This window comes from Bradyrhizobium sp. Y36 (assembly GCF_002531575.1).
Taxonomy (GTDB): Bacteria; Pseudomonadota; Alphaproteobacteria; order Rhizobiales; family Xanthobacteraceae; genus Bradyrhizobium.
In genome coordinates this window covers 63,732-86,416 of the sequence record NZ_NWTI01000007.1, presented here as the reverse complement: position 1 = coordinate 86,416, position 22,685 = coordinate 63,732, and the positions used below count along the sequence as shown (strand labels likewise).

At 64.6% G+C, this 22,685-nt stretch carries 19 protein-coding genes; 11 read left to right on the top strand and 8 right to left on the bottom strand.

Annotated elements, in window-relative coordinates; all coding sequences use genetic code 11:
* Nucleotides 1-120 precede the first annotated feature (120 nt).
* From CO669_RS14635 to xth, 5 genes are all read left to right on the top strand, one after another.
* Nucleotides 121-525 carry a GFA family protein gene (locus tag CO669_RS14635; RefSeq protein ID WP_097660506.1) on the top strand — a complete coding sequence of 135 codons (405 nt, stop codon included), beginning with the start codon at nt 121-123 and terminating at the stop codon, nt 523-525.
* A 230-nt stretch (nt 526-755) separates the two neighbouring features.
* Complete coding sequence (locus tag CO669_RS14630; protein ID WP_198964019.1) at nt 756-1,970, top strand: aminotransferase class I/II-fold pyridoxal phosphate-dependent enzyme; 1,215 nt, start codon at nt 756-758, stop codon at nt 1,968-1,970.
* A 9-nt stretch (nt 1,971-1,979) separates the two neighbouring features.
* Complete coding sequence (locus CO669_RS14625) at nt 1,980-4,460, top strand: DNA translocase FtsK (protein ID WP_097660505.1); 2,481 nt, start codon at nt 1,980-1,982, stop codon at nt 4,458-4,460.
* A gap of 151 nt (nt 4,461-4,611) precedes the next feature.
* A complete protein-coding gene (locus tag CO669_RS14620) occupies nt 4,612-5,370 on the top strand; it encodes an outer membrane lipoprotein carrier protein LolA (RefSeq protein WP_097660504.1) in 759 nt (252 codons plus the stop codon).
* A 154-nt stretch (nt 5,371-5,524) separates the two neighbouring features.
* Nucleotides 5,525-6,340 (top strand): exodeoxyribonuclease III, encoded by an 816-nt coding sequence (xth, locus tag CO669_RS14615; protein ID WP_097660503.1) that lies wholly within the window; start codon nt 5,525-5,527, stop codon nt 6,338-6,340.
* Nucleotides 6,341-6,396: 56 nt separating this feature from the next.
* Here xth and CO669_RS14610 read toward each other — a convergent pair whose 3' ends face one another.
* Both CO669_RS14610 and CO669_RS14605 read right to left on the bottom strand, forming a co-directional pair.
* Nucleotides 6,397-6,840 (bottom strand): cyclic nucleotide-binding domain-containing protein, encoded by a 444-nt coding sequence (locus CO669_RS14610; protein ID WP_028133428.1) that lies wholly within the window; start codon nt 6,838-6,840, stop codon nt 6,397-6,399.
* A gap of 58 nt (nt 6,841-6,898) precedes the next feature.
* Entirely contained in the window at nt 6,899-7,585 is a 687-nt protein-coding gene (locus tag CO669_RS14605; RefSeq protein ID WP_007598630.1) for a response regulator transcription factor, read from the bottom strand.
* A 202-nt stretch (nt 7,586-7,787) separates the two neighbouring features.
* Between CO669_RS14605 and CO669_RS14600 the strand changes: the two genes are divergently transcribed.
* Together CO669_RS14600 and CO669_RS14595 are read left to right on the top strand one after the other, a co-directional pair.
* Entirely contained in the window at nt 7,788-8,357 is a 570-nt protein-coding gene (locus CO669_RS14600; RefSeq protein ID WP_198964043.1) for a L,D-transpeptidase family protein, read from the top strand.
* A 6-nt stretch (nt 8,358-8,363) separates the two neighbouring features.
* The gene (locus CO669_RS14595; RefSeq protein WP_097660501.1) at nt 8,364-9,149 is read left to right on the top strand and encodes a 2-keto-4-pentenoate hydratase; all 786 of its coding nucleotides are present in this window, start codon (nt 8,364-8,366) and stop codon (nt 9,147-9,149) included.
* Nucleotides 9,150-9,295: 146 nt separating this feature from the next.
* On the opposite strand, the gene CO669_RS14590 is transcribed toward CO669_RS14595, so the two are convergent.
* Entirely contained in the window at nt 9,296-9,985 is a 690-nt protein-coding gene (locus tag CO669_RS14590) for a YggS family pyridoxal phosphate-dependent enzyme (RefSeq protein WP_097660500.1), read from the bottom strand.
* Nucleotides 9,986-10,093: 108 nt separating this feature from the next.
* Here CO669_RS14590 and CO669_RS14585 point away from each other — a divergent pair, with 108 nt between their 5' ends.
* Nucleotides 10,094-11,797: a diguanylate cyclase domain-containing protein gene (locus CO669_RS14585; RefSeq protein ID WP_198964018.1), complete on the top strand. Its 1,704-nt coding sequence runs from the start codon at nt 10,094-10,096 to the stop codon at nt 11,795-11,797.
* A 96-nt stretch (nt 11,798-11,893) separates the two neighbouring features.
* On the opposite strand, the gene CO669_RS14580 is transcribed toward CO669_RS14585, so the two are convergent.
* Entirely contained in the window at nt 11,894-12,931 is a 1,038-nt protein-coding gene (locus CO669_RS14580) for a GGDEF domain-containing protein (protein WP_198964042.1), read from the bottom strand.
* A 191-nt stretch (nt 12,932-13,122) separates the two neighbouring features.
* Here CO669_RS14580 and leuS point away from each other — a divergent pair, with 191 nt between their 5' ends.
* From leuS to holA, 3 genes are all read left to right on the top strand, one after another.
* Nucleotides 13,123-15,759, top strand: a complete 2,637-nt coding sequence (gene leuS, locus CO669_RS14575) for a leucine--tRNA ligase (RefSeq protein ID WP_097660498.1) — start codon at nt 13,123-13,125, stop codon at nt 15,757-15,759.
* Nucleotides 15,746-16,297, top strand: coding sequence for an LPS assembly lipoprotein LptE (gene lptE, locus CO669_RS14570; protein ID WP_097660497.1), 552 nt, complete (start codon nt 15,746-15,748; stop codon nt 16,295-16,297). Before leuS ends, lptE begins: the two co-directional genes overlap by 14 nt.
* A gap of 129 nt (nt 16,298-16,426) precedes the next feature.
* Nucleotides 16,427-17,455, top strand: coding sequence for a DNA polymerase III subunit delta (gene holA, locus CO669_RS14565; protein ID WP_097660496.1), 1,029 nt, complete (start codon nt 16,427-16,429; stop codon nt 17,453-17,455).
* A gap of 294 nt (nt 17,456-17,749) precedes the next feature.
* Here the strand turns inward: holA and CO669_RS14560 are convergent, their stop codons facing one another.
* The 4 genes from CO669_RS14560 to mnmG all read right to left on the bottom strand — a co-directional run bounded on the left by CO669_RS14560 (nt 17,750) and on the right by mnmG (nt 22,324).
* Nucleotides 17,750-18,637 (bottom strand): ParB/RepB/Spo0J family partition protein, encoded by an 888-nt coding sequence (locus tag CO669_RS14560; protein WP_198964017.1) that lies wholly within the window; start codon nt 18,635-18,637, stop codon nt 17,750-17,752.
* Nucleotides 18,638-18,776: 139 nt separating this feature from the next.
* On the bottom strand, nt 18,777-19,631 hold the full coding sequence (locus tag CO669_RS14555) for a ParA family protein (protein ID WP_097660494.1): 855 nt from the start codon (nt 19,629-19,631) through the stop codon (nt 18,777-18,779).
* 29 nt (nt 19,632-19,660) lie between these two features.
* Nucleotides 19,661-20,434, bottom strand: coding sequence for a 16S rRNA (guanine(527)-N(7))-methyltransferase RsmG (rsmG, locus tag CO669_RS14550; protein WP_097660493.1), 774 nt, complete (start codon nt 20,432-20,434; stop codon nt 19,661-19,663).
* 9 nt (nt 20,435-20,443) lie between these two features.
* On the bottom strand, nt 20,444-22,324 hold the full coding sequence (gene mnmG / locus CO669_RS14545; RefSeq protein WP_097660492.1) for a tRNA uridine-5-carboxymethylaminomethyl(34) synthesis enzyme MnmG: 1,881 nt from the start codon (nt 22,322-22,324) through the stop codon (nt 20,444-20,446).
* Between the last annotated feature and the right edge of the window lie 361 nt (nt 22,325-22,685).

Below are 22,685 nucleotides of genomic sequence, written 5' to 3'. Positions count from 1 at the left end.
GGCTCCAGCGCAAGCTGGAGCCCCTTTCTTTTTGCCCGATGCCCGGGAAGAAAAAGATTGCCATTCCGCGCTTACGGCGCAGAAATATCGGCCACAACGAACAACAATCGGGAGGACGTCATGCATTTGGAAGGCGGGTGCTATTGCGGCGAAGTGCGCTACAAGGCCGAAGGCGATCCGATGATGCAGGCCCAATGTCATTGCCGGGAGTGCCAGTACATCTCGGGCGGTGCGCCCAACACCTTCATCGCGATGCCGGTGGCCGGCTTCAGCTACACCAAGGGGCAGCCCAAGCAGTTCACCCGCAAGGACCTCGAACGCGCCGTCACGCGCGAATTCTGCGCCGAATGCGGCACCCATCTGGTGACCAAGGTTCCGGGCCTGCCCGCTGTGGTGGTGAAAGTCGGCACGCTGGACGATCCGGCCCAGTTCCAGCCGCAGATGGCGATCTACACCTGCGACATGCAGGAGTTTCACGCGATCCCGCCGGGCATGAAGACGTTCGAGAAATTGCCGGGGCACTGAGGCGTCTGATTTGCGAAGCTCGTCATGGCCGGGACAAGCCCCGGCCATGACGTGCGCCCCCCAAGCGGCCTCGCATCCCGTTGTTATCCGGCCTCATTATTCCTGCCCTGGACGGAGGCGGCGACCGATGGTTAATCGCGTCTTAACCTCGCCCTATCTATGGTGAACTGAACCGCTTTCCCGCCGGCGCCGTGCTGCGACCGGCCGTTCCAAGAGTACTGGCGCCCAGAATGGTCATGACCGCTTCATCCCGTGCGCCGCAGGCCAATGGAAGCTCCAACAACGAACGCTCGCCCTTCGTCCGGCTGAACGAGCTGCTGGCGCCGCATCAACCGGGCAAGCCATTGATTTCGCTTGCGGTCGGCGAACCGCAGCATCCCGTGCCTGATTTCGTCGGTCCGGTGCTGGCCAAGCACATCGCCGATTTCGGCCGCTACCCGATGAACCAGGGCACCGACCCGTTCCGGCAGGCCGCAAGCGCCTGGCTGTCGTCCCGCTTCAAGCTGCCGCGACCGCTCGACCCCAAAAGCGAGATTCTCGTGCTCAATGGCAGCCGCGAGGGGCTGTTCCTCGCCGCGATCGCAGCCGCGCGCTACGTCGGTCCGCGCCCCGGCAAGCCCGCCATCCTGATGCCAAACCCGTTCTACCCGGTGTACGGCGCCGGCGCCTTAGCTGCCGCCTGCGAGCCGGTCTATCTGTCGACCACCGTCGAGAACGGCTTCCTGCCCGATCTCGATGCCATCGACGAGGCGACTTTGGCGCGCACCGTGGCGTTCTATCTCGCCTCGCCGGCCAATCCGCAGGGTTCGGTCGCATCGCGCGATTACTTCACGCGCCTGAAGCGCCTTGCCGACCGCTACGGCTTCATGATCCTCAGCGACGAGTGTTATTCGGAGATCTACACCCGTGAAGCCCCGGGCAGCGCGCTCGAATGCGCGGGTGCGGATTTCACCCGCGTGGCCGCGTTCCAGTCGCTGTCGAAGCGCTCGAACCTGCCGGGCCTGCGCGTCGGTTTCGCCGCCGGCGACAAGACATTCATCGGCATGTTCCTGGAGCTGCGCAACATCGCCGCGCCGCAGGTGCCGGTGCCGCTCCAGCACGTCGCGACCTTTGCCTATGGCGACGAAGCGCATGTCGAGGAGAATCGCAGGCTCTACCGGATCAAGTTCGATCTCGCCGACCAGATCATCGGCAACCGTTACGGCTATCGCCGGCCCGATGCCGGCTTCTGCGTCTGGCTCAACACGTCCGAGATCGGCGACGACGTCTCCGTGACGCTCAAGCTTTTCAAGGAAGCAGGCGTGCGCGTGGTGCCCGGCAGCTTTTTGGCGCGACAGCAGCCTGACGGCTTCAACCCCGGCGCGGGCTATATTCGCCTCGCGCTGGTGCAGGATGGCGAGACTACGGCGCAGGCGCTGCATCGTCTGGTCGAGACTCTGGGTTAGGCGGGGCCCGTGAGCATGTCGGCAATCGAACGTGTCATTCCACTGGTCGGCCATCTGCCGCCGTCGATCCGCGAAGGTCTGGCGCGGCGCATGCGCGAGCTCAGCGGCCTCGGCCTGATCGCGCTGGCGGGCGTCGCCTCGGCCGCGCTAATGACCTGGTCGGTGCAGGATCCCAGCCTCAGCCATGCAACCTCGCGGCCGATCCGCAACATCCTGGGTTATGCCGGCGCGATCGGCGCCGATCTTGCGATGCAGATCCTCGGGCTCGGCGCGATCATGTTGGTCCTGACCGTCGCGGTCTGGGGCTGGCGCATGATGACGCATCGCCCGTTCGACCGCGAAGCCCTGCGGCTGGGTTCCTGGATTCTCTGCACGGTGATCGCGGCGGGCTTCGTCAGTTGCTGGCCGCATGGCGGTGCGTGGCCGCTGCCGACCGGTCTCGGCGGCGTGGTCGGCGATGCCCTGGTGCGCGCGCCCGCGGTGATTTTCGGGCCGCCCGGCACGATCTATCGCATCGTGCTGGGCATGATCCTGTTCGCTGCGTTGACGGTGACCTTCCTGATCGCCTGCGGCCTCGGCGCGCGCGAGCATGACGAACTCCCCGATATCGAGGAGGACGACAAGCCGCTCGAGGAGGACGAGGACAGCGATCGCGGCTCGGTGTCGCTGGGCTGGCTGTTCCATGCGCTGATGAGCACGAAGGCGCGGCTGATCTGGCTGTGTGGCGCCGCCTATCGCTCGCTGGTTTCGAGCGGACCGAAGACCAAGGCCGCCAGCTTCAGCCGCCAGGAGCCGAACCTCGGCGGCGGCCGCACCGCGCCCTCGATCTCGCCGCATGCTGAGGACGAAGACGAGGACGTCGAGGATCAGCACGAGGAAGAGGACGAAGAGGAGGAAGAGGAAGAGCCCACTGCGCGTGCCCCGCGCAAGAAGGCGGCGCCGAAGGCTCCTGCCAGGAAATCCTCCGACAAGTTCGACCTTCCCTCCGTCTCCATGCTGGCCGCGCCGAAGGCCGGCGACCGACAACCGCTCAGCAAGGCCGAGCTGGAAACCAATTCACGTTCGCTCGAAGGCGTGCTGCAGGACTTCGGCGTGCGCGGCGAGATCGTCAAGGCCAATCCCGGCCCCGTGGTCACGCTCTACGAACTCGAACCGGCACCCGGCATCAAATCGTCGCGCGTGATCGGGCTTTCCGACGACATCGCGCGATCGATGAGCGCGCTGTCGGCGCGCGTCGCGGTCGTGCCCGGCCGCAACGCGATCGGCATCGAGCTGCCGAACGCGCATCGTGAAAAGGTTTATCTCCGCGAGCTGCTGGTCGCCAAGGAAGCGACCGACACGGTCGCGAAACTTCCGCTCTGCCTCGGCAAGACCATCGGCGGTGACCCCGTCATCATCGACCTCGCGCGCACGCCGCACATGCTAATCGCCGGCACCACCGGCTCGGGCAAGTCGGTCGCGATCAACACCATGATCCTCAGCCTGGTCTACCGGCTGCGGCCCGATCAGTGCCGCCTGATCATGGTCGATCCCAAGATGCTCGAACTCTCCGTCTATGACGGCATCCCCCATCTGCTGACGCCCGTCGTGACCGACCCCAAGAAGGCGGTGGTCGCGCTGAAATGGGCGGTGCGCGAGATGGAAGAGCGCTACAAGAACATGGCCAAGCTCGGTGTCCGCAACATCGACGGCTACAACACGCGCCTGCTCGAGCTGAAAGCCAAGGGCGAAGAGCCGACGCGCACGGTGCACACCGGCTTCGACAAGGAAACCGGCAAGGCGATCTACGAGGAAGAGAAGCTCTCGCTCGATCCGCTGCCCTACATCGTCATCATCGTCGACGAAATGGCCGACCTGATGATGGTCGCCGGCAAGGACATCGAAGGCGCGGTGCAGCGTCTGGCGCAGATGGCGCGTGCCGCCGGCTTGCACGTGATCCTGGCGACGCAGCGTCCGTCGGTGGACGTCATCACCGGCACCATCAAGGCGAACTTCCCGACCCGCATCGCCTTCCAGGTCACGTCCAAGATCGACAGCCGCACCATCCTCGGCGAAATGGGCGCCGAGCAGCTGCTCGGCCAAGGCGACATGCTCTACATGGCCGGCGGCGGCCGCATCAGCCGCGTGCATGGTCCCTTTGCCTCCGACGAAGAAGTCGAGAAGGTGGTGCGCCACCTCAAGACGCAGGGCCAGCCGGAATATCTCGAGGCGGTCACGGCCGAAGAGCCCTCCGAGGACGAGGACGGCGGCGCCGTGTTCGACGCCAGCGGCATGGGCGCGGATGGCGGCGGGGATCTCTTCCAGCAGGCCGTTGCGATCGTCAAACGCGACCGCAAGGCCTCGACCAGCTACATCCAGCGCCGCCTGCAGATCGGGTACAACCGCGCCGCATCGCTGATGGAGCGCATGGAACTGGAAGGCATCGTCGGACCCGCCAACCACGCCGGCAAGCGCGAGATTCTGGTCGAGGAAGAAGACAGCCATATGTGAGGCGAGGAGCCTCGACACATCATTTCACGCAAAATCGATATCTGCTTTTGCCCGAAATCACGCTAAAAGGCGCCTAGCCATACAGGACGACGCGTTGATCAGACATCCGGACATTCGATTCGCTGCCACCATTGCTGCGCGAAGCGCGCGCGTGGTCGGCGTGCTGCTCGTCACCGCCGCGATGGTGACCGCTTCGTCCCTGGCGCAGACCGTTCCGGTGCCGAAGCCCGCGCCGAAGGGCCGTGATGGTGCTCAATCCGGAGGCGGCGGACCCGCTGTCACCGGCGCGACGCAGGCGCCGCCGAATCCGGTGATCCCGGATCCGCGCCGCAACGTGCCGAGCAGCATCTTCCAGACCTTCGATGCCAACCAGAAGGCACAGGCGGCCAAGGTCAGCGCCTATCTGTCGTCGCTGTCGACGCTGGTCGGGAATTTCGTCCAGGTCGGTCCGGACGGCAGCAAGACGCAGGGCGATTTCTACATCCAGAAGCCCGGCAAGGTCCGGTTCGAATATGACGCGCCGAGCCCGATCGACATCGTCGCCGACGGATCGTCGCTTGTCGTCCGCGACCGCAAGCTCGCGACACAGGACGTTTATCCGCTGTCGCAGACGCCGCTGCGCTTCCTGCTGTCCGACCGCATCGACCTGATGAAGGACACCAATGTCGTGGGCGTCTCGGCCGACGACGTCTTCGTCAGCGTCACCATCGAGGAGAAGCAGGCGCTGGTCGGCACCAGCCGCCTTCTCCTGATGTTCGGCGCCAAGGATGGCCAGCTCAAGCAATGGACCGTCACCGATCCGCAGGGCTACGACACCACGATCGCGGTCTACAATCTGGACTCGAGCAAGAAGCTCGATCCCAGCATGTTCAAGATCGACTTCACCAATTACGGCCCGGCGCCGGGATGACGATGCGTAGGGTGGGTTAGGCGCAGGCATAGCCCACCACGCCTGCCACTGCGCAAACCAAAGAGGTGGGTTACGCTGCGCTCACCCACCCTACGATTTCGGGCCTGTGGACAAGCATTTTCCCCGCGCCAATCCATGCTAAGACGCATCCCTCATGCGTTTTTCCCTGACAACCTGGAACATCAATTCGGTGCGCCTGCGCATCGACCTGGTCGCGAAATTCCTCAAGAGCGCGCGGCCGGACGTGTTGTGCTTGCAGGAAACCAAATGCATCGACGACGCCTTTCCGCTGAAGCGCTTCAAGCGGCTCGGCTACGAGCACGTCGCGCTGAACGGGCAGAAGGGCTATCACGGCGTCGCCATCGTCTCGAAGATTCCGTTCGAGTCGACGGACATCCGCACCTTCTGCGACAAGGTGGATTCACGCCATATCTCCGTGTCGTTCGGCGCGAAGGCCAACATCGCAAAGCCGCTGGTGCTGCATAATTTCTACGTGCCCGCCGGCGGCGACATTCCCGATCCCGCGCTGAACGAGAAGTTCGACCACAAGCTTCGCTTCCTCGACGAGATGAAGGCGTGCGAGCCGCTGCATCCGCGCGGTGACGATCGCCACATCCTGGTCGGCGATCTCAACGTCGCCCCGCACGAGAACGACGTGTGGTCGCACAAGCAGCTTCTGAAGGTGGTTTCGCATACGCCTGTCGAAACCGAAAAGCTCAAGGCGGCGCTCGAAGCCGGCGAATGGATCGACGTCGCACGGGACCGCATCCCGATGTCGGAGAAGGTCTACACATGGTGGAGCTACCGCTCCGCCGACTGGACCGTCGGCGACCGCGGCCGCAGGCTCGACCACATCTGGGTCTCGCGCGCGCTAAAGGACGCGGTCAGCGACTTCAAGATCCTGCGCGACGCGCGGAGCTGGGAGCGTCCGTCGGACCACGTGCCTGTGACGGTGACGTTGGAGGTTTAGGCCTCCGTCGTCATCCGGGGCGCGACGAAGTCGCGAGCCCCGGAATGACGAGAAAGCTACGACGTCAGCTTCGCGCCCGCCATCAGGATATCGCTGGCGATCTGGCTGGAGCGCACCGCGAATTCGTCGCGCAGGCGCACGGCGGCGGCGGGATCGCTTTCGAGCACGCGCTGGAACAGGCTGCGGGCGACGCGGATGACAGAGGAATGCTCCAGCGCGATCGCGCTCGACGGCCGCTTCATCGGCACCACCAGCGCCAGCTCGCCGATCAACGCGCCGGGACCGGCGATCATTTCGGCACCGGCGCCGTCCTCGACCCGGAAAGCGCCGCGCTGGACCACGAAGCCCGCATCGGCGTCGTCGCCCAGATTGAACAGGGTGTCGCCGCGAACGAAGTCGCGCTGCTCGGAGCCGATTGCCAGCATGCGCAACGAGGCGTCGCCCAACAGGCGCAGTGTCGGGACTCGCTCGAGAAGCGCTACGTCGTCGTCGATTGACATTCAGATCCGAGGCTCAATGGCATGCGATCTAAAACGATTCGCACGCCCTTCGAGCGTATCACGGCACCAGCTTGTAGCCACCGGCTTCGGTGACAAGGATTTCCGGGTTGGCGGCATCCTTCTCGATCTTCTGGCGCAGACGGTAGATGTGGGTTTCCAGCGTGTGGGTGGTGACGCCGGAATTATAGCCCCAGACCTCCTGGAGCAGGGTCTCGCGCGACACCGGCATCTGGCCGGCGCGGTAGAGGAAGCGGAGAATGGCGGTTTCCTTCTCCGTCAGCCGCACCTTGCGCGCATTGGCGGCGGTGAGCATCTTGGAGCCAGGGCGGAAGGAGTAGGGGCCGACCGAGAACACCGCGTCCTCGCTGGCCTCGTGCTGGCGGAGCTGGGCGCGGATGCGGGCCAGCAGGACCGCAAAGCGGAAGGGCTTCGCCACATAGTCGTTGGCGCCGGATTCCAGCCCCAAAATCGTGTCGGAATCGGTGTCGTGCCCGGTCAGCATGATGATCGGCGCCTTGAAGCCGCCCTTGCGCAAGGAGCGCACCACCTCGCGACCGTCGGTGTCGGGCAGGCCGACATCCATCAGGACGAGATCGGGGGCATTGGCCTTGGCCGCGCTCGCGCCCTTGGCGCCGGTATCGACCGCGGAAGCTTCGAATTCTTCGTGTAGCGATAATTGCTCCACCAACGTGTCGCGCAGATCGGTATCGTCATCCACGATCAGGATCTTGCGGGCATTGGCCATAGGGGGTCATCCTTTTGGGGTCCGACTCGGCGCGCATCCATGCTGCACCCAGCCGTGAGGGAAGTTTAGGGGTCGCTGTTGTTATTGTTGTTCGTGTTGAAGTAGTGGGCTGTTACCGATTCACAAGCCGGAAGCACTCTAACTCAGAATAGCAGGCCGGTTTGATGAATGTCCTGTAATGAATTCGACATTGCACGTTCACATGAAAAATAAAGCAGCTTCAGTTGGTTACACCAAGAACCGAAGCGCCGGACCGCTCTCCGCGATCCGCGTTAAGCCTGCGGCCGGGAATCCGCGCCGAGGCTGGCTGACGGCGGGATCGCTGACCATCCCGGTCGCATTGGGGAGGGGCGGCATCCTCGCCAACAAGCGCGAGGGCGACGGCGGCACCCCCCGGGGCAGCTTCCATCCCCGGCAAGTGTGGTGGCGGGGCGACCGGCACAGCCGCCCGCAGAGCTTCCTGCCGGCCCGGATCATCACCGGAGAGGACGCCTGGTGCGAGGATCCCACCGACCGCCATTACAACCGGGGAATCCGGCTCGACGAGGGGCAGGGCGGTGACCGGCTCAAGCGCGCCGACCATCTCTATGACTTCATCATCGAAATCGACCACAACATCCGGCCGCGCGTCGCCGGCCGCGGTAGCGCGGTGTTCCTGCACCTGGCCCGCGACAATTTCGGCCCGACAGCGGGCTGCGTCTCGATGACCAAGGCAGCGATGCTGCAATTGCTGCGACGGCTGGGACCAAAAACAAGAATCATCATCGGGTGAGGACACATGCTCGACAAGGATCAGACCGCCGCCGCATCGCGCGTCCTCTTTCAACATTGGCGTGACGGCTCCAAGCTCGACGCTCTGGAAGGGCGCCTGCGGCCGCAGAGCCGCACTGAAGGCTATGCCGTTCAGGCCGGCCTCGAAACATTGTCGCGCGGACAATTGTTCGGCTGGAAGATCGCAGCCACGAGCGTGTCAGGACAGAAGCACATCAACGTCACGGGACCGTTGGCCGGCCGCATCATGAGCGACACATTGATCGCCGATGGCGGCACCGCCTCGATGAAGGGCAACGAGATGCGCGTCGGCGAGCCGGAATTCGCCTTCCGGATGGGGCGCGACCTGCGGCCGCGCGCCGCGTCGTACACCGTCGACGAGGTCCTGGCCGTCGTGGCGAGCTTTCATCCCGCGATCGAGATTCCCGATTCGCGCTTTGCCGACTTCGTCACCGCCGGCGAGGCGCAGCTCATCGCCGACAACGCCTGCGCGCATCTGTTCGTGCTGGGCGCGGCGACGACTGCGAACTGGCGCGCGATCGATCTGGTCGAGGAGCGGCCGGAAATCACCCTGCGTGGCGAGCGCTACATCGGCCACGGCAAGAACGTGCTCGGCGATCCCCGCGCCGCGCTCGCCTGGCTTGCCAATGAGCTCTCCGGTCTCGGCATCACCTTGCGGACAGGGCAGGTGGTGACAACAGGTACGTGCCATCCGCCGCTGCCGATTGCGGCCGGCGATCATTTCGCGGTGGATTTTGGCGTGTTGGGGAAGGTGTCGGTGGGGTTCGTTTAGACGACCTCACACTCCGCCGTCATTGCGAGGAGCCCTTGCGACGAAGCAATCCAGAGTCCCACCGCGGAGACACTCTGGATTGCTTCGCTACGCTCGCAATGACGAAATCAATAGCGGTTGCGGGGCACGATCCTCGCGAACGGCTCCTACCTGTGCCCGAAGATCGCGCTGCCCACCCGCACATGGGTGGCGCCCAGCATGATGGCCGTCGCGAAATCCGCGCTCATGCCCATCGAGAGATTCGTCAACCCATTGCGCGCGGCGATCTTGGCGGTGAGCGCGAAATGCGCCGCCGGCGGTTCGTCCACCGGCGGGATGCACATCAGCCCGGAGATCGTCAGCCCATAGGTGTCGCGGCAGCTGGCGAGGAAGGCATCGGCCTCGCCGGGCGCGACACCGGCCTTCTGCGGCTCCTCGCCGGTATTGATCTGGACGAAGAGCTGCGGGTGCTTGTTCTGGGATTCGATTTCCTTGGCTAATGCTTGGCAAATGCTCGGACGGTCGACCGAATGGATGGCATCGAACAGCGCGACCGCCTCTTTCGCCTTGTTGGATTGCAGCGGTCCGATCAGATGCAGCGCGATGCCGGGGTAAACGGACGTTAACGCCGGCCACTTGCCCTTGGCCTCCTGCACCCGATTCTCGCCAAATACGCGCTGTCCGGCCTTGATGATCGGGATAATGGCATCTGCGGCGAAAGTCTTGGACACCGCGATCAGCGTCACGGCGGCGCGATCGCGGCGCGCGTCCCTGCAGGCGCGGGCGATTTCGGCTTCGACTGCGGCGAGCGCGTTTGGTGAATGGCCGGTTACCGGCGCGGCGTTTTCATCTGTCATGACGTCGATCGATTAAGGTCGTAGCCGAGGTAAGTCCAATTTTACCGAGTTCAAGAAAGAGTTTTTGAACCCTTCGCTTTACCTTGGCTGATGGGGTGGGTAGCGAAGATGGCAAGCATCAGTCTCAACCGCAAGCGAGCGAAACTCAAGCAGGTTCTCGGAATCCGGGCGCGGCTTGCGTTGCTCGCGGTGATTCTGGTGGCGCCCTTGATGCTGGAGCGCATCCGCTCGCTCGAAGACACCCGCGCCCGGCAGATCGCGCAGGCCACGGTTGAGTTCACCACCGTCGCGAGGCACAGCGCCGATGCGCAGCGTGAGGTGATCTCGTCGGTTGAGACCATCCTGAAATCGGAAGCTTTCATCCGCGCCTCAGCCGGCGGCGTCAGCAAGAGCTGCGACGTGCTGCGCGCGAGCCTGCCGTCGAACCTGCCCTGGATCCGTACGCTCTTGATCGCGGGCCAGGACGGACGCATCCAATGCGCCACCAACAACATGTATGTCGGCCTCGACCTCAGCGACCGGCCCTATTTTCAGCAGGCGCAGGAAACCGGCCGTTTCGTGCTGAGCGATTTCATCCTGTCGCGCCCCGTATCGACGCCGACCGTGATGGCGGTTTATCCGGTGTCGGCCTTCAGCGGCACATCCGACGCCGTCGTGCTCGCCACCGTCAATCTCGACTGGATGTCGAAGGTGATGAGCAATCTGGGCGGCCGCGCCGGCATCACGGCGGTGCTGGTCGACAGCGCAGGCACCGTGCTGGCGGCTCCGGCGGATCAGCACAGCGCGGTCGGCCGTCCGCTCGACAACATGCCGCTGATGTCTGCGATCGCCGATCGCGCGCTGCGCTCGGACCAGGACGAAGGCTCGCTGTCTTTCCTCGCCGCCGACGGCTCGCGCCGCGCGGTCAGCTATATCCGCATCGCCGGCACCAATGCCCGCCTGATCGCCAGCATCGACGAAGACAAAGTGTCCGCGGCGGTGAGCCGCGACATCCGCACCGCCTATCTCCAGCTCGCCTTCGTCGTCGTATTCGTCCTGCTCGGCGCGCTGATCGCCGCCGAGAAGCTCGTCATCAAGCCGATCGAGATGCTCGCCGACATGGCCAAGCGTCTCGGCGAGGGTGATCTGTCGGCGCGCGCGGCGCGCAATCGCCTGCCGGCCGAGTTCGTGCCGCTGGCCCGCGCGTTCAACGCCATGGCTGCGCAGCTGAGCCAGCGCGAGCGCGAGCTGATTGCGAGCAACGACCGGCTGACGGTGATGGCCTCGATCGACATGCTGTCGGGGCTCGCCAATCGACGCGGCTTCCAGAGCCGGCTCGACTTCGAATGGATGCGCGCGCAGCAATATGGCAGCGACCTCGCGTTGCTGATGATCGACGTCGATCATTTCAAGCTGTTCAACGACACCTATGGCCATCTCGAAGGCGATTCCTGCCTGACGCGGCTCGGCGAGTCGCTGTCCGGCATCGCCGCCGACACGATGGGCTTTGCGGCACGCTATGGCGGCGAGGAATTCTGCCTGCTGCTGCCGAACACCGATGTGAACCGCGCCGTGGAAATCGGCGAGCTGGTGCGTGCGGCCGTTCTGAAGCTGTGCCTGCCCCACATCACCTCCGCCCACATGATCGTCACGGTCTCGATCGGCGTGGCCGCTGCGAAGCCCAACGAGGCCTTGCGTCCCGGCGATCTCATCGAAGCCGCCGACGCCGCGCTCTATGCCGCCAAACACCGTGGCCGCAATAACGTCGTCGAGCACGGCGTGCAGGCGATCGAGACCAGCGCGGCAGGCATGATGATGGCCGCCAGCGCATAGGCCGCGCCGGTAATTCCCTGAGTTGAAGGACGTTGCTGCTTCATCGCGCCGCCGCAAGCGGGGCGACGAAGCGCTTCGTCATCGTCTCGCCCGGACCTAGCCCGAACGATCGAGCTCGGTCTCGGTCACCACGCGATTGCGACCGCTGCCCTTGGCGAGATAGAGCGCGCGATCGCAGCGCTCGATGAGATCGGTGATTGCTTCGCCGGTCCGGTACTGCGCCACGCCGATCGAGACGCTGATGCTGGGAAGGACCTCGCCGGTCGAGCGGCGCGTGATGGTGCATTCGGCGAGCGCACGCCTGATGCGCTCGGCGATCTCGGTGCAGGCCGCCAGATCGGCGTCCGGAAGCACCGCGATCAGCTCCTCGCCGCCATAGCGGGCCGGCAGATCCTGCGCGCGGACCTTTTCGCGCAGCACCTTCGCCATCAGGCGCAGCACCTGGTCGCCGACACCGTGGCCGAAATTGTCGTTGAAGGTCTTGAAGTGGTCGATGTCGAGCATCAGCACGCTGAGCGGCTCGCCCCATTCCGCGGTCGCCTGCGCCTTGCGCAGGAATTCGTCGAGCGCCCGCCGGTTCGCAAGACCGGTCAGCGTGTCGGTCCGGGCGCGCTCCTCGGACTGCGAAAGCGAATCGCGGATCACGTCGAGCTCGCGGGTCTTTTCCGCAAAGCCTGCTTCCAGCCGCGTCGCCCTGGTGGCCGCCCGCGCCAGCTCGTTCATCAGCTGGGCGACCAGCGCCTTCGGATCGACGCCGGCCTTGCCCTGGTCCGCAACCTCGCTGATGGCCTGCATCTGCGAATGGTTGTCGGCAATTGCGGTCGTCAGGAAATCCCTGGCCGCGCCCATGAGGCCCTGCAGCCGCTCGGACGTGTCGACCACGATGGCGCTCACCTGGGGTGCGACATAGGTCTCGAACAGCTCCCGATTGGTTCGGGCGTCGAAGGGACGATTGTGGTCGATCAGGAGATCGATGGCGTTGCGCAGATCGTCATGGCTGCCCGCGAAATACTGGAACCAGACTGCAAAATTGGCCGGAGTCGGCGCAATCCGCTGTTCGGCCATGCTGCGCATCGCCCGTCCGGCGATGGAGGCGGCATAGTCGTAATCGGGATCGTCGAAGCTTGAATCCATCGCGGTCATGCGGTCCTGTCAGGCCGCAAATTGGCATCGAGCCCTTAATCGCACCCCAACACCGAGCCTCGTAGTTATGCGGAGGTGCGGTCAAAGTTCCAAATCGCGGCAACCCATTGACCCCCTGAGGACTTCTATGGCCTAGTCCGCCGTCTTGAGACGGCCGGACCCACAAAAACCCCAACGATTCCATGACCTCCGAACGCTATAACGCCCGCGACGCCGAACCGCGCTGGCAACGCCTCTGGGACGAACAGGCGATCTTCGTCTCCAAGAACGATGATTCGCGGCCCAAATACTATGTGCTCGAGATGTTCCCCTACCCGTCGGGGCGCATCCATATCGGCCATGTCCGGAATTATACGCTCGGCGACGTGCTGGCCCGCTTCATGCGCGCCAAGGGGTTCAACGTGTTGCACCCGATGGGCTGGGACGCCTTCGGCCTGCCGGCCGAGAATGCCGCAATCGAGCGCAAGGTCGCGCCGAAGGCCTGGACCTACGACAATATCGCCGCGATGAAGAAGCAGCTCCGCTCGATCGGGCTGTCGCTGGACTGGTCGCGCGAATTCGCGACCTGCGACCCCAGCTACTACAAGCATCAGCAGAAGATGTTCCTGGACATGCTCGCCGCGGGCCTCGCCGAGCGTGAGAAGCGCAAGCTCAACTGGGATCCGGTCGACATGACCGTGCTCGCCAACGAGCAGGTGATCGACGGCCGTGGCTGGCGCTCGGGCGCTGTCGTCGAACAGCGCGAGATGAGCCAGTGGGTCTTCAAGATCACGAAGTACTCGCAGGAGCTGCTGTCCGCGCTGGATGGGCTCGACCGCTGGCCCGACAAGGTCAGGCTGATGCAGCGCAACTGGATTGGCCGCTCGGAAGGCCTGCTGATCCGCTTCGCGCTGGATGCAGCGACGACGCCCGCCGGCGAAAACGAGCTGAAGATCTTTACGACGCGCCCGGACACGCTGTTCGGCGCGAAGTTCATGGCGATCTCGGCGGATCATCCGCTGGCGCAGGCCGCCGCCGCGAAGAACGCAAAGCTTGCGGAGTTCATTGCCGACATCAAGAAGATCGGCACGGCGCAGTCGATCATCGACACCGCGGAGAAGCAGGGTTTCGACACCGGCATCCGCGCGGTGCATCCGTTCGATCCGAGCTGGAAGCTGCCGGTCTATGTCGCCAATTTCGTGCTGATGGAATACGGCACCGGCGCGATCTTCGGCTGCCCCGCGCATGACCAGCGCGACCTCGACTTCGTCAACAAGTACAACCTCGGCAACACGCCGGTCGTCTGTCCCGAGGGCCAGGATCCAATATCCTTCGTCATCACCGACACCGCCTATGACGGCGATGGCCGCATGATCAATTCCCGCTTCCTCGATGGCATGACCATCGAGCAGGCCAAGGACGAGGTCGCCAAACGCCTGGAAAGCGAGCTGCGCGGCAACGCGCCGGTCGGCGAGCGGCAGGTCAATTTCCGCCTGCGCGACTGGGGCATTTCGCGCCAGCGCTATTGGGGCTGCCCGATCCCCGTCATCCATTGCCCGAAGTGCGACGTCGTGCCGGTGCCGGATGCCGACCTGCCCGTGGTGCTGCCAGAGGATGTCAGCTTCGACAAGCCGGGCAACGCGCTCGACCATCACCCGACCTGGAAGCACGTGACTTGCCCGAAATGCGGCGGCAAGGCCCAGCGCGAAACCGACACCATGGACACCTTCGTGGATTCGTCCTGGTATTTTGCGCGCTTCACCGACCCCTGGAACGAGACCGCGCCGACCACGCCTGAGGTCGCCAACCGGATGCTGCCGGTCGACCAGTATATCGGCGGCGTCGAGCACGCGATCCTGCATCTGCTCTACAGCCGCTTCTTCACCCGCGCGATGAAGGCGACCGGGCACATCGCGCTGGACGAGCCGTTCGCCGGCATGTTCACGCAAGGCATGGTGGTGCACGAGACCTACCAGAAGGCCGACGGTACCTATGTGCAGCCGGCCGAGGTGAAGGTCGAGGTCGGCGGCAACGGGCGCCGCGCCACGCTGCTGACGTCAGGCGAGGACATCCAGATCGGCCCGATCGAGAAGATGTCGAAGTCGAAGAAGAACACGGTCGACCCCGACGACATCATCGAGACCTACGGCGCCGACGTCGCCCGCTGGTTCATGCTGTCGGACTCCCCGCCCGACCGCGACGTGATCTGGAGCGACGAGCGCGTCCAGGGCGCCTCGCGCTTCGTGCAGCGGCTGTGGCGGCTGGTGAACCACGCCGTCGAGCTCGCCAAGGACGCGCCGGCGGACCGGCCTGCCAGCTTCGGCCCGGATGCCACCGCCCTGCGCAAGGCCGCTCATGGTGCACTGGACAAGGTCACCACCGGGATCGAGCGGCTGCACTTCAACGTCTGCCTCGCCCACATCCGTGAATTCGCCAACGCTTTCTCGGAGATCCTGCAGCGCCCCAGCCAGTCGCCGGCCGATCTCGCGCCAGATTTGGCTTGGGCGATCCGGGAAGCCAGCCAGATCCTGGTCCAGCTGTTCTCCCCGATGATGCCGCACCTCGCCGAGGAGTGCTGGCAGGCTTTGGGCCACAGCGGGCTGGTTTCCGAGGCCAATTGGCCCCAAATCGAACGCGATTTGCTGGTTGAAGACAGCGTGACCCTGGTGGTCCAGGTCAACGGCAAGAAGCGGGGTGAGGTCATAGTTGCAACAGCGGCCCAGAATCCGGAAATCGAGGCTGCCGTTTTGGCCCTCGATGCGGTAAAGCTGGCCCTGGACGGCAAGCCCGTCCGCAAGGTGATCATCGTCCCCAAGAGGATCGTAAATGTTGTCGGCTAGGATCCGCATCGCAGCCCGCTTGCTGGCGGTCGCCGCCTTGGCCGCGCTGACGGCCGGCTGCTTCCAGCCGATGTATGCCGAGCGGAGCGACGGTACCCCCGGCCTGCGCGAGAAGCTGATGGGCATCGAGCTGCCCCCGATCAGCAAGCCCAATGCCTCCCGCGAGGCCCGCGTCGGCGTCGAAATCCGCAACGCGCTGGCCTTCAAGCTTTACGGTAGCGCGACGGGCATGCCGCCGACCCACAAGCTGGACATCCGCTTCACCACCAGTCGTTCGTCGCTGATCGTCAGCGCCACGACGGGACTGCCGACCAGCGAAAATCTCGGCATCGACGCCCAGTACAATCTGGTCGAGGTTGCGACCGGCAAGTCCGTCATGTCCGGCTCGACGTTCTCGCGCGTGTCCTACGACATGCCGGGCTCCTATCAGCGCTTCTCCCGCAACCGTGCCGTGCGCGATGCCGAGGATCGCGCCGCCAACGAGATCGCCGAGAACATCACGACCCGGCTCGCCTCGTTCTTCACCGCCGGCACCTGATTCGATTCTGTCATACCGGAGCGCCCGAAGGGCGAACCCGGAATCTCGATCAACAATCTCTGGATTCTCGGGTGCGCAGTTGCGCACCGTAGTTCGCGCTAAACGCGCCCCGGAATGACGTCCTGGCCAATGGTTGCGCTGCGTGGAAAAGAGATCGATGCCTTCCTCGCCCGCCCCGATGCGGGCCGTCCGATCATCCTGCTCTACGGACCCGATGCCGGCCTTGTGCGCGAGCGCGCCGATGCGCTGATCGCTTCCAGCGTCGATGATCCCAACGACCCCTTCTCGCTGGTCAAGCTCGACGGCGACGAGCTCTCCGCCGAACCCTCGCGCCTCGTCGACGAGGCCATGACGGTGCCGCTGTTCGGCGGCCGCCGCGCCATCCGCATTCGCGCCGGCTCGCGCAGCTTCGCCAGCGGCATCGACACGCTGGCCGAGATGAGCGTGAAGGATTGCCGCATCGTGATCGAGGCCGGAGAGCTGCGCCCGGAATCGCCGCTGCGCAAGGCTTGCGAGAAGGCCAAGACGGCGGTCGCGATCGGTTGTTATCCCGACACCGAGCGCGATCTCGCCAAGCTCATGGATGACGAACTGCGCATCGCGAATTTGCGCATCGCACAGGATGCCCGCGCGGCGCTGATGTCGTTCCTCGGCGGCGACCGTCAGGCCTCGCGCAACGAGCTGCGCAAGCTGACGCTCTACGCCCACGGCAAGGGCGAGGTTACGCTGGATGACGTGATGGCGGTGGTGGCGGATGCCTCGGAGCTGAAGCTCGATCCGATCGTCGACGGCGCCTTTGCCGGCCGGCCCGACATCGTCGAGACCGAGTTCGCGAAGGCCATGATCGCCGGCACCTATCCCGGGGTGATCATCTCCGCCGCGCAGCGCCAGGCCGCGTGGCTGCACAAATCCGCGCTCGCCATCGCCGACGGCCAGCCTGCCTCCGCCGTCCTCGATGGCGGCTATCCGCGGCTGCATTTTTCACGGAAGCCCGCAGTCGAGACCGCGCTGCGCAATTTCAACCCGGCAAGGCTTGCCGCTGTCATCGAGCAGCTCGCAACCGCCGCGCTCGACACCCGCAAGCAATCGACCCTCGCCGCCGCCATCGCCCAGCGCACGCTGATGGCGATCGCAGCGAATGCGAGGCGGCGGGGCTAGGCCTCAGCTCTCTCCCCGTCATTGCGAGGAGCATGTGCGACGAAGCAATCCAGACTCCCTCCGCAGAGAGATCTGGATTGCTTCGCTTCGCTCGCAATGACGATGTGGAGACGGTTGCGCCCGCAATGACTGAGCCAAGCACCAAATCCGTCGTCCTGAGATGCGAGCCGCGCGGCGCAATGCGACGTGCGAAGAACCATCGAAGGATGGACGGCCGCCAATGCAGGCGGGCTGTCACCCTTCGAGGGCCGCTGAAGAAGCAGTCAGGGTGACGATGTTGGAGAGCCGGTGTGGTTACAGCGCGCCCTTCGCCAGCCGCTTCATCACTTCGTCGAGCTGATCGAGGTTGCGGTAGTTGATCTGGACTGAGCCGCCGGGATCGCGGTGATTCACGGTGACCTTGAGGCCGAGCGCATCGCTGACGCGCTTTTCGAGATCGATCGTGTCGGGGTCCTTTTCCTTTGCCCCCGTGCTGCGCGCCTTCTGTGGCTTGCGCTCCGGCACGCCTTCTTCATGCGCGAGCGCTTCGGCCTGGCGGACGTTGAGGCCCTCCTCGACGATGCGCTTGGCGGCAGCGAGCGGATCCGGCACGCCGATCAGCGCGCGGGCGTGGCCGGCGGTCAGCTCGCCGGTCGCGATGAAGGCCTGCACCTCGGCCGGCAGCTTGGTGAGCCGCATCATGTTGGCGACATGGCTGCGGCTCTTGCCGACGACCTTCGCGATGTCCTCCTGGCTGCGTTTGAACTCGTTGGCGAGCGCGTGATAGCCCTGCGCCTCTTCCATCGGGTTGAGGTCCTCGCGCTGTACGTTCTCGACGATCGCGAACTCCAGCGCATCGCTGTCGCTGATGTCGACGGGGACGATCGGCACTTCGTGCAGGCCGGCCATCTGCGAGGCGCGCCAGCGCCGCTCGCCGGCGATGATCTCGAAGCGATCCTGCGCGCCCTTCACCGGGCGCACCACGATCGGCTGGATCACGCCGTGCTGCTTGATGGACTCAGAGAGCTCCTTCAGCTCGGCATCCAGAAAGGTGCGACGCGGATTGCGCGGGTTGGCCTTGATGAACTCGATCGGCACCTTGCGCTGCGCGCGCGGCCGATCGACATGCTGGGCCTCGCCGCCGACGTCACCGATCAGACTTGCAAGACCCCGGCCCAGTCGCGAACGCGCTTCGTCGGCCATCGCCAGCTCCCTTGGATTCACGCTACAGCACTCCAGAACTGAATTCTCGTAGGGTGGGCAAAGCGAAGCGTGCCCACCGATTGTGGTTTTGGAAGATGGTGGGCACGGCGAAGACGCCTTTGTCCACCCTACGGCATCTTCAATGCGTGACGCGCAGCTCGCGCTCGCGCTGGATCACTTCGGTGGCGAGCCGCAAGTAAGCTTCGCTGCCGACGCATTTGAGATCGTAGACCAGCACCGGCTTGCCGTAGGACGGCGCCTCCGAGATGCGCACGTTGCGCGGGATCATGGTCTTGTAGACCTTCTCGCCCATGAACTGCCGGACGTCGGCGACGACCTGGTTGGAGAGGTTGTTGCGCGAGTCGAACATGGTCAGAACGATGCCGTGGATCGACAGGTTCGGATTCAGCGTCGAGCGCACCTGCTCCACCGTCTGCAACAGTTGCGACAGACCTTCGAGCGCGAAGAACTCGCACTGCAACGGCACCAGGATCGCGTCCGACGCCGCCATCGCATTCACCGTGAGCAGGTTGAGCGAGGGCGGGCAGTCGATCAGCACATAGGTGTAGTCGGCGTCCGGCGAGACGTTGTTGTTGAGCGCACCGATCGCATCGCGCAGCTTGAAGGCGCGGCCGGGCGTGGTGCCGAGCTCCAGCTCGAGGCCGGAGAGGTCCATGGTCGAGGGCGCGATGTGCAGCCGCGGCACCGCGGTCGAGACCACCGCCTCGCGCAGCGGCGCTTCCCCGATCAGCACGTCGTAGGTCGAGCAGGAGCGATTGCGGCGATCGATACCGAGGCCGGTCGAGGCGTTGCCCTGCGGATCGAGATCGACGATCAGGACGCGCTCGCCAATCGCCGCGAGCGCCGTGCCGAGGTTAATCGCTGTGGTTGTTTTTCCCACACCGCCCTTCTGATTCGCCAGCGCCAGGATGCGCGGATGGCCATGCGGGACCTCTGCGGTCTGTTCTTGCTGCGGCTCGTCAATCACGGTCATCGAAATTCCCCACTCAACCCCTGAACGCCTCACCCGCGCCGTTCAACTGATGTCAGCTCGACGATCCAGCCATCGCCTGTGCGGCTGCGGTGGAGCTGCGGCTGAATATTCCAATATTTAGCGGCCTCGGTCAATTCAGCCTCTACATCTTGACCCTTCGGAAATAATGCCTTTGCGCCCTGGCGCATCAGCGGCTCCGCGAAGCCGATGAGTTGATGTAGCGGAGCCAGCGCGCGCGCGGTGACGCAATCGACGGGGCCGGTGATTCTATCCACATTATCCCCGATCTCAGCGAGATGTACGACTCCCGGAGATGTGGTGACGCGGATGGCTTCGCGCAAAAACGCGGCCTTCTTGGCGATTCGCTCGACCAGATGGACGCGGGCATCCGGCGTCCCGGCCATGGCGCAGGCGAGGACGACGCCGGGAAATCCGCCGCCGCTGCCGAGGTCGGCCCAGCGCTTTGCCGTCGGCGCGAGATCGACGAGCTGAAGCGAGTCCGCGATGTGCCTGGTCCAGAGGTGCGGCAGCGTCGAAGGCGCGACCAGGTTGGTCTTGGCCTGCCACTCCCGGAGCAGCGCGATATAGCGATCGAGCCGCGCCTCCGTTTCATGTGAAACGGGCGCGAGCTTCAGCGCGGCGCGCTTGTCGGCAGCAATGACGGAGTCGAGTGTCTGATCGTTGGCGCTGGCCTTGTCGATCTTTGGCCTGGCCGGCGTCGGCTCGGACTGGCGTCCTGGGCCCTCACCCGCTGCGGGTCGTCGCGATAACGGTCTATCCCCGCCCGGTCCGCGCTGTTTCACGTGAAACGCCTATGCGATTGCCTTGGAGGTCTTCCGTGCCTCGCGCCGCAGATAGGCCGCAAGGATGCCGAGCGCCGCCGGTGTCATGCCGTCGATCCGGCCGGCCTGACCGACAGTGAACGGACGCGCCTTCTCCAGCTTGGCGCGGACCTCGTTGGAGAGGCCCGGCACCTGCTGGTAATCGACCTCCGACAGCACCATCCCCTCGTCGCGCCGAAAGGCTTCGACGTCGGCGCTCTGGCGCTCGAGATAGACATCGTATTTGGCGTCGATCTCAAGGTGGGTGGCGATCACGGGATCGATGGCGGACAGCTCCGGCCAGATTGCCCGGACCTGGCTCCAGCCGATATCAGGATAGGCCATCAGCTCGAAGGCCGACCGGCGCTGGCCGTCCCGGTTCAGGGACAGGCCGTGCTTGATCGCCCCGTTCGGGGTGATGGTCAGCGACTTGGACAGCGCCCTCGCCGCATTGAGGGCGTCCATCTTGGTACGGTGATGCTGCGTCCGGGAACTCCCGACACACCCCAAGGCGATCCCCTTCTCGGTCAGACGCTGATCGGCGTTGTCCGCCCGCAGTGTCAGCCGGTACTCGGCGCGCGAGGTGAACATCCGATAGGGCTCGCTGATGCCGCGGGTGACGAGGTCGTCGATCATCACACCGAGATAGCCGTCGGCGCGGTCGAACACCGTCAGTGCGGCGCCGCTGGCGGCAAGCGCAGCGTTCAGGCCGGCCACGATTCCCTGCCCGGCGGCCTCTTCATATCCTGTGGTGCCGTTGATCTGCCCGGCCAGAAACAGGCCACGCAGACGCTTGGTCTGCAGGGTCGGATCGAGTTCGCGCGGGTCAACATGGTCGTATTCGATGGCATAGCCCGGGCGGACCATCTTCACCTGCTCCAGGCCAGGAATGCTGGCGAGGATCGCGAGTTGGACCTCCTCGGGCAGCGAGGTCGAGATGCCATTGGGATAAACAGTCGTATCGTCGAGGCCTTCCGGCTCCAGGAAGATCTGGTGGCCATCGCGGTCGCCGAAGCGGACGATCTTGTCCTCGATCGAGGGACAGTAGCGCGGGCCAGAGCTTTTGATCTGGCCAGAGTACATTGGCGAGCGATGGACGTTCGCGCGGATCACCTCGTGGGTCGCGGTGGTGGTCCTGGTGATCCCACACTGGATCTGCGGGGTCGTGATCCGCCCGGTCATCACCGAGAACGGCTCCGGCGGCTCGTCTCCGGGCTGCATCTCGACGGCGGACCAGTCGATCGTGGCGCCATCCAGACGTGGTGGCGTACCAGTCTTGAGGCGCCCAAGGGTGAAACCAGCACGCTCGAAGGAGCTGGAAAGACCCATCGCGGGGGCCTCACCGACCCGTCCGGCAGGCCAATTCTTCTCGCCGAGATGGATCAGACCACGTAGGAAGGTGCCCGTGGTGACGACAACGGCCCCTGCCTGGATCTCCCGGCTGTCAGCCAGACGCAGTCCCGTAACCCGGCCGTCGACTACGATCAGCTCATCGGCCTCGCCTTCGATGACAGAGAGACCGTCGGTTTCCCGGATCGCGGCCTGCATCGCCGCGGCATAGAGCTTCCGGTCAGCCTGAGCCCGCGGACCGCGCACAGCTGGGCCCTTGCGGCGATTGAGCACGCGAAACTGGATGCCGCCGGCATCGCCCACGCGCCCCATCAGACCATCGAGCGCATCAACTTCGCGGACCAAATGCCCCTTGCCGAGACCGCCGATCGCGGGATTGCAGGACATTGCTCCAATGGTCGAGAAACGGTGGGTCACCAGAGCCGTCGTCGCCCCCATCCGGGCAGACGCAGCTGCGGCTTCACAGCCGGCATGGCCGCCGCCAATCACGATGACGTCGAAGCTCTCTCGCTCTGTTCGCATGAGCGGACTTCTAGCTCAGAGGCAGGAAAGCAGGAAGTGGAAACTGGGCGAGGCGGCTGTTTCACGTGAAACGGAACCACTTCGAACGACCGGAATCGTTTTCGCGAAAACAACCCCATGCACAGTAGACGGGGTATTGTTCCGGCTTCTTGTTTCACGTGAAACATGACGGAGTCTAAGACGGCCGAGATTGCAGCGGTTAGACCTCCGCTCTCTCGGGCCTCGGGAGAGGTATAAACGACGGAGCCCGTCATTGCGGGACGGCAAGGCAATCCAACGCCGTTTTCGGAGATAGTCTGAGACACCGGGGTTTCACGTGAAACACAAGAAGTGGAACAAGCCCTAGTTTTACAATGAAGAA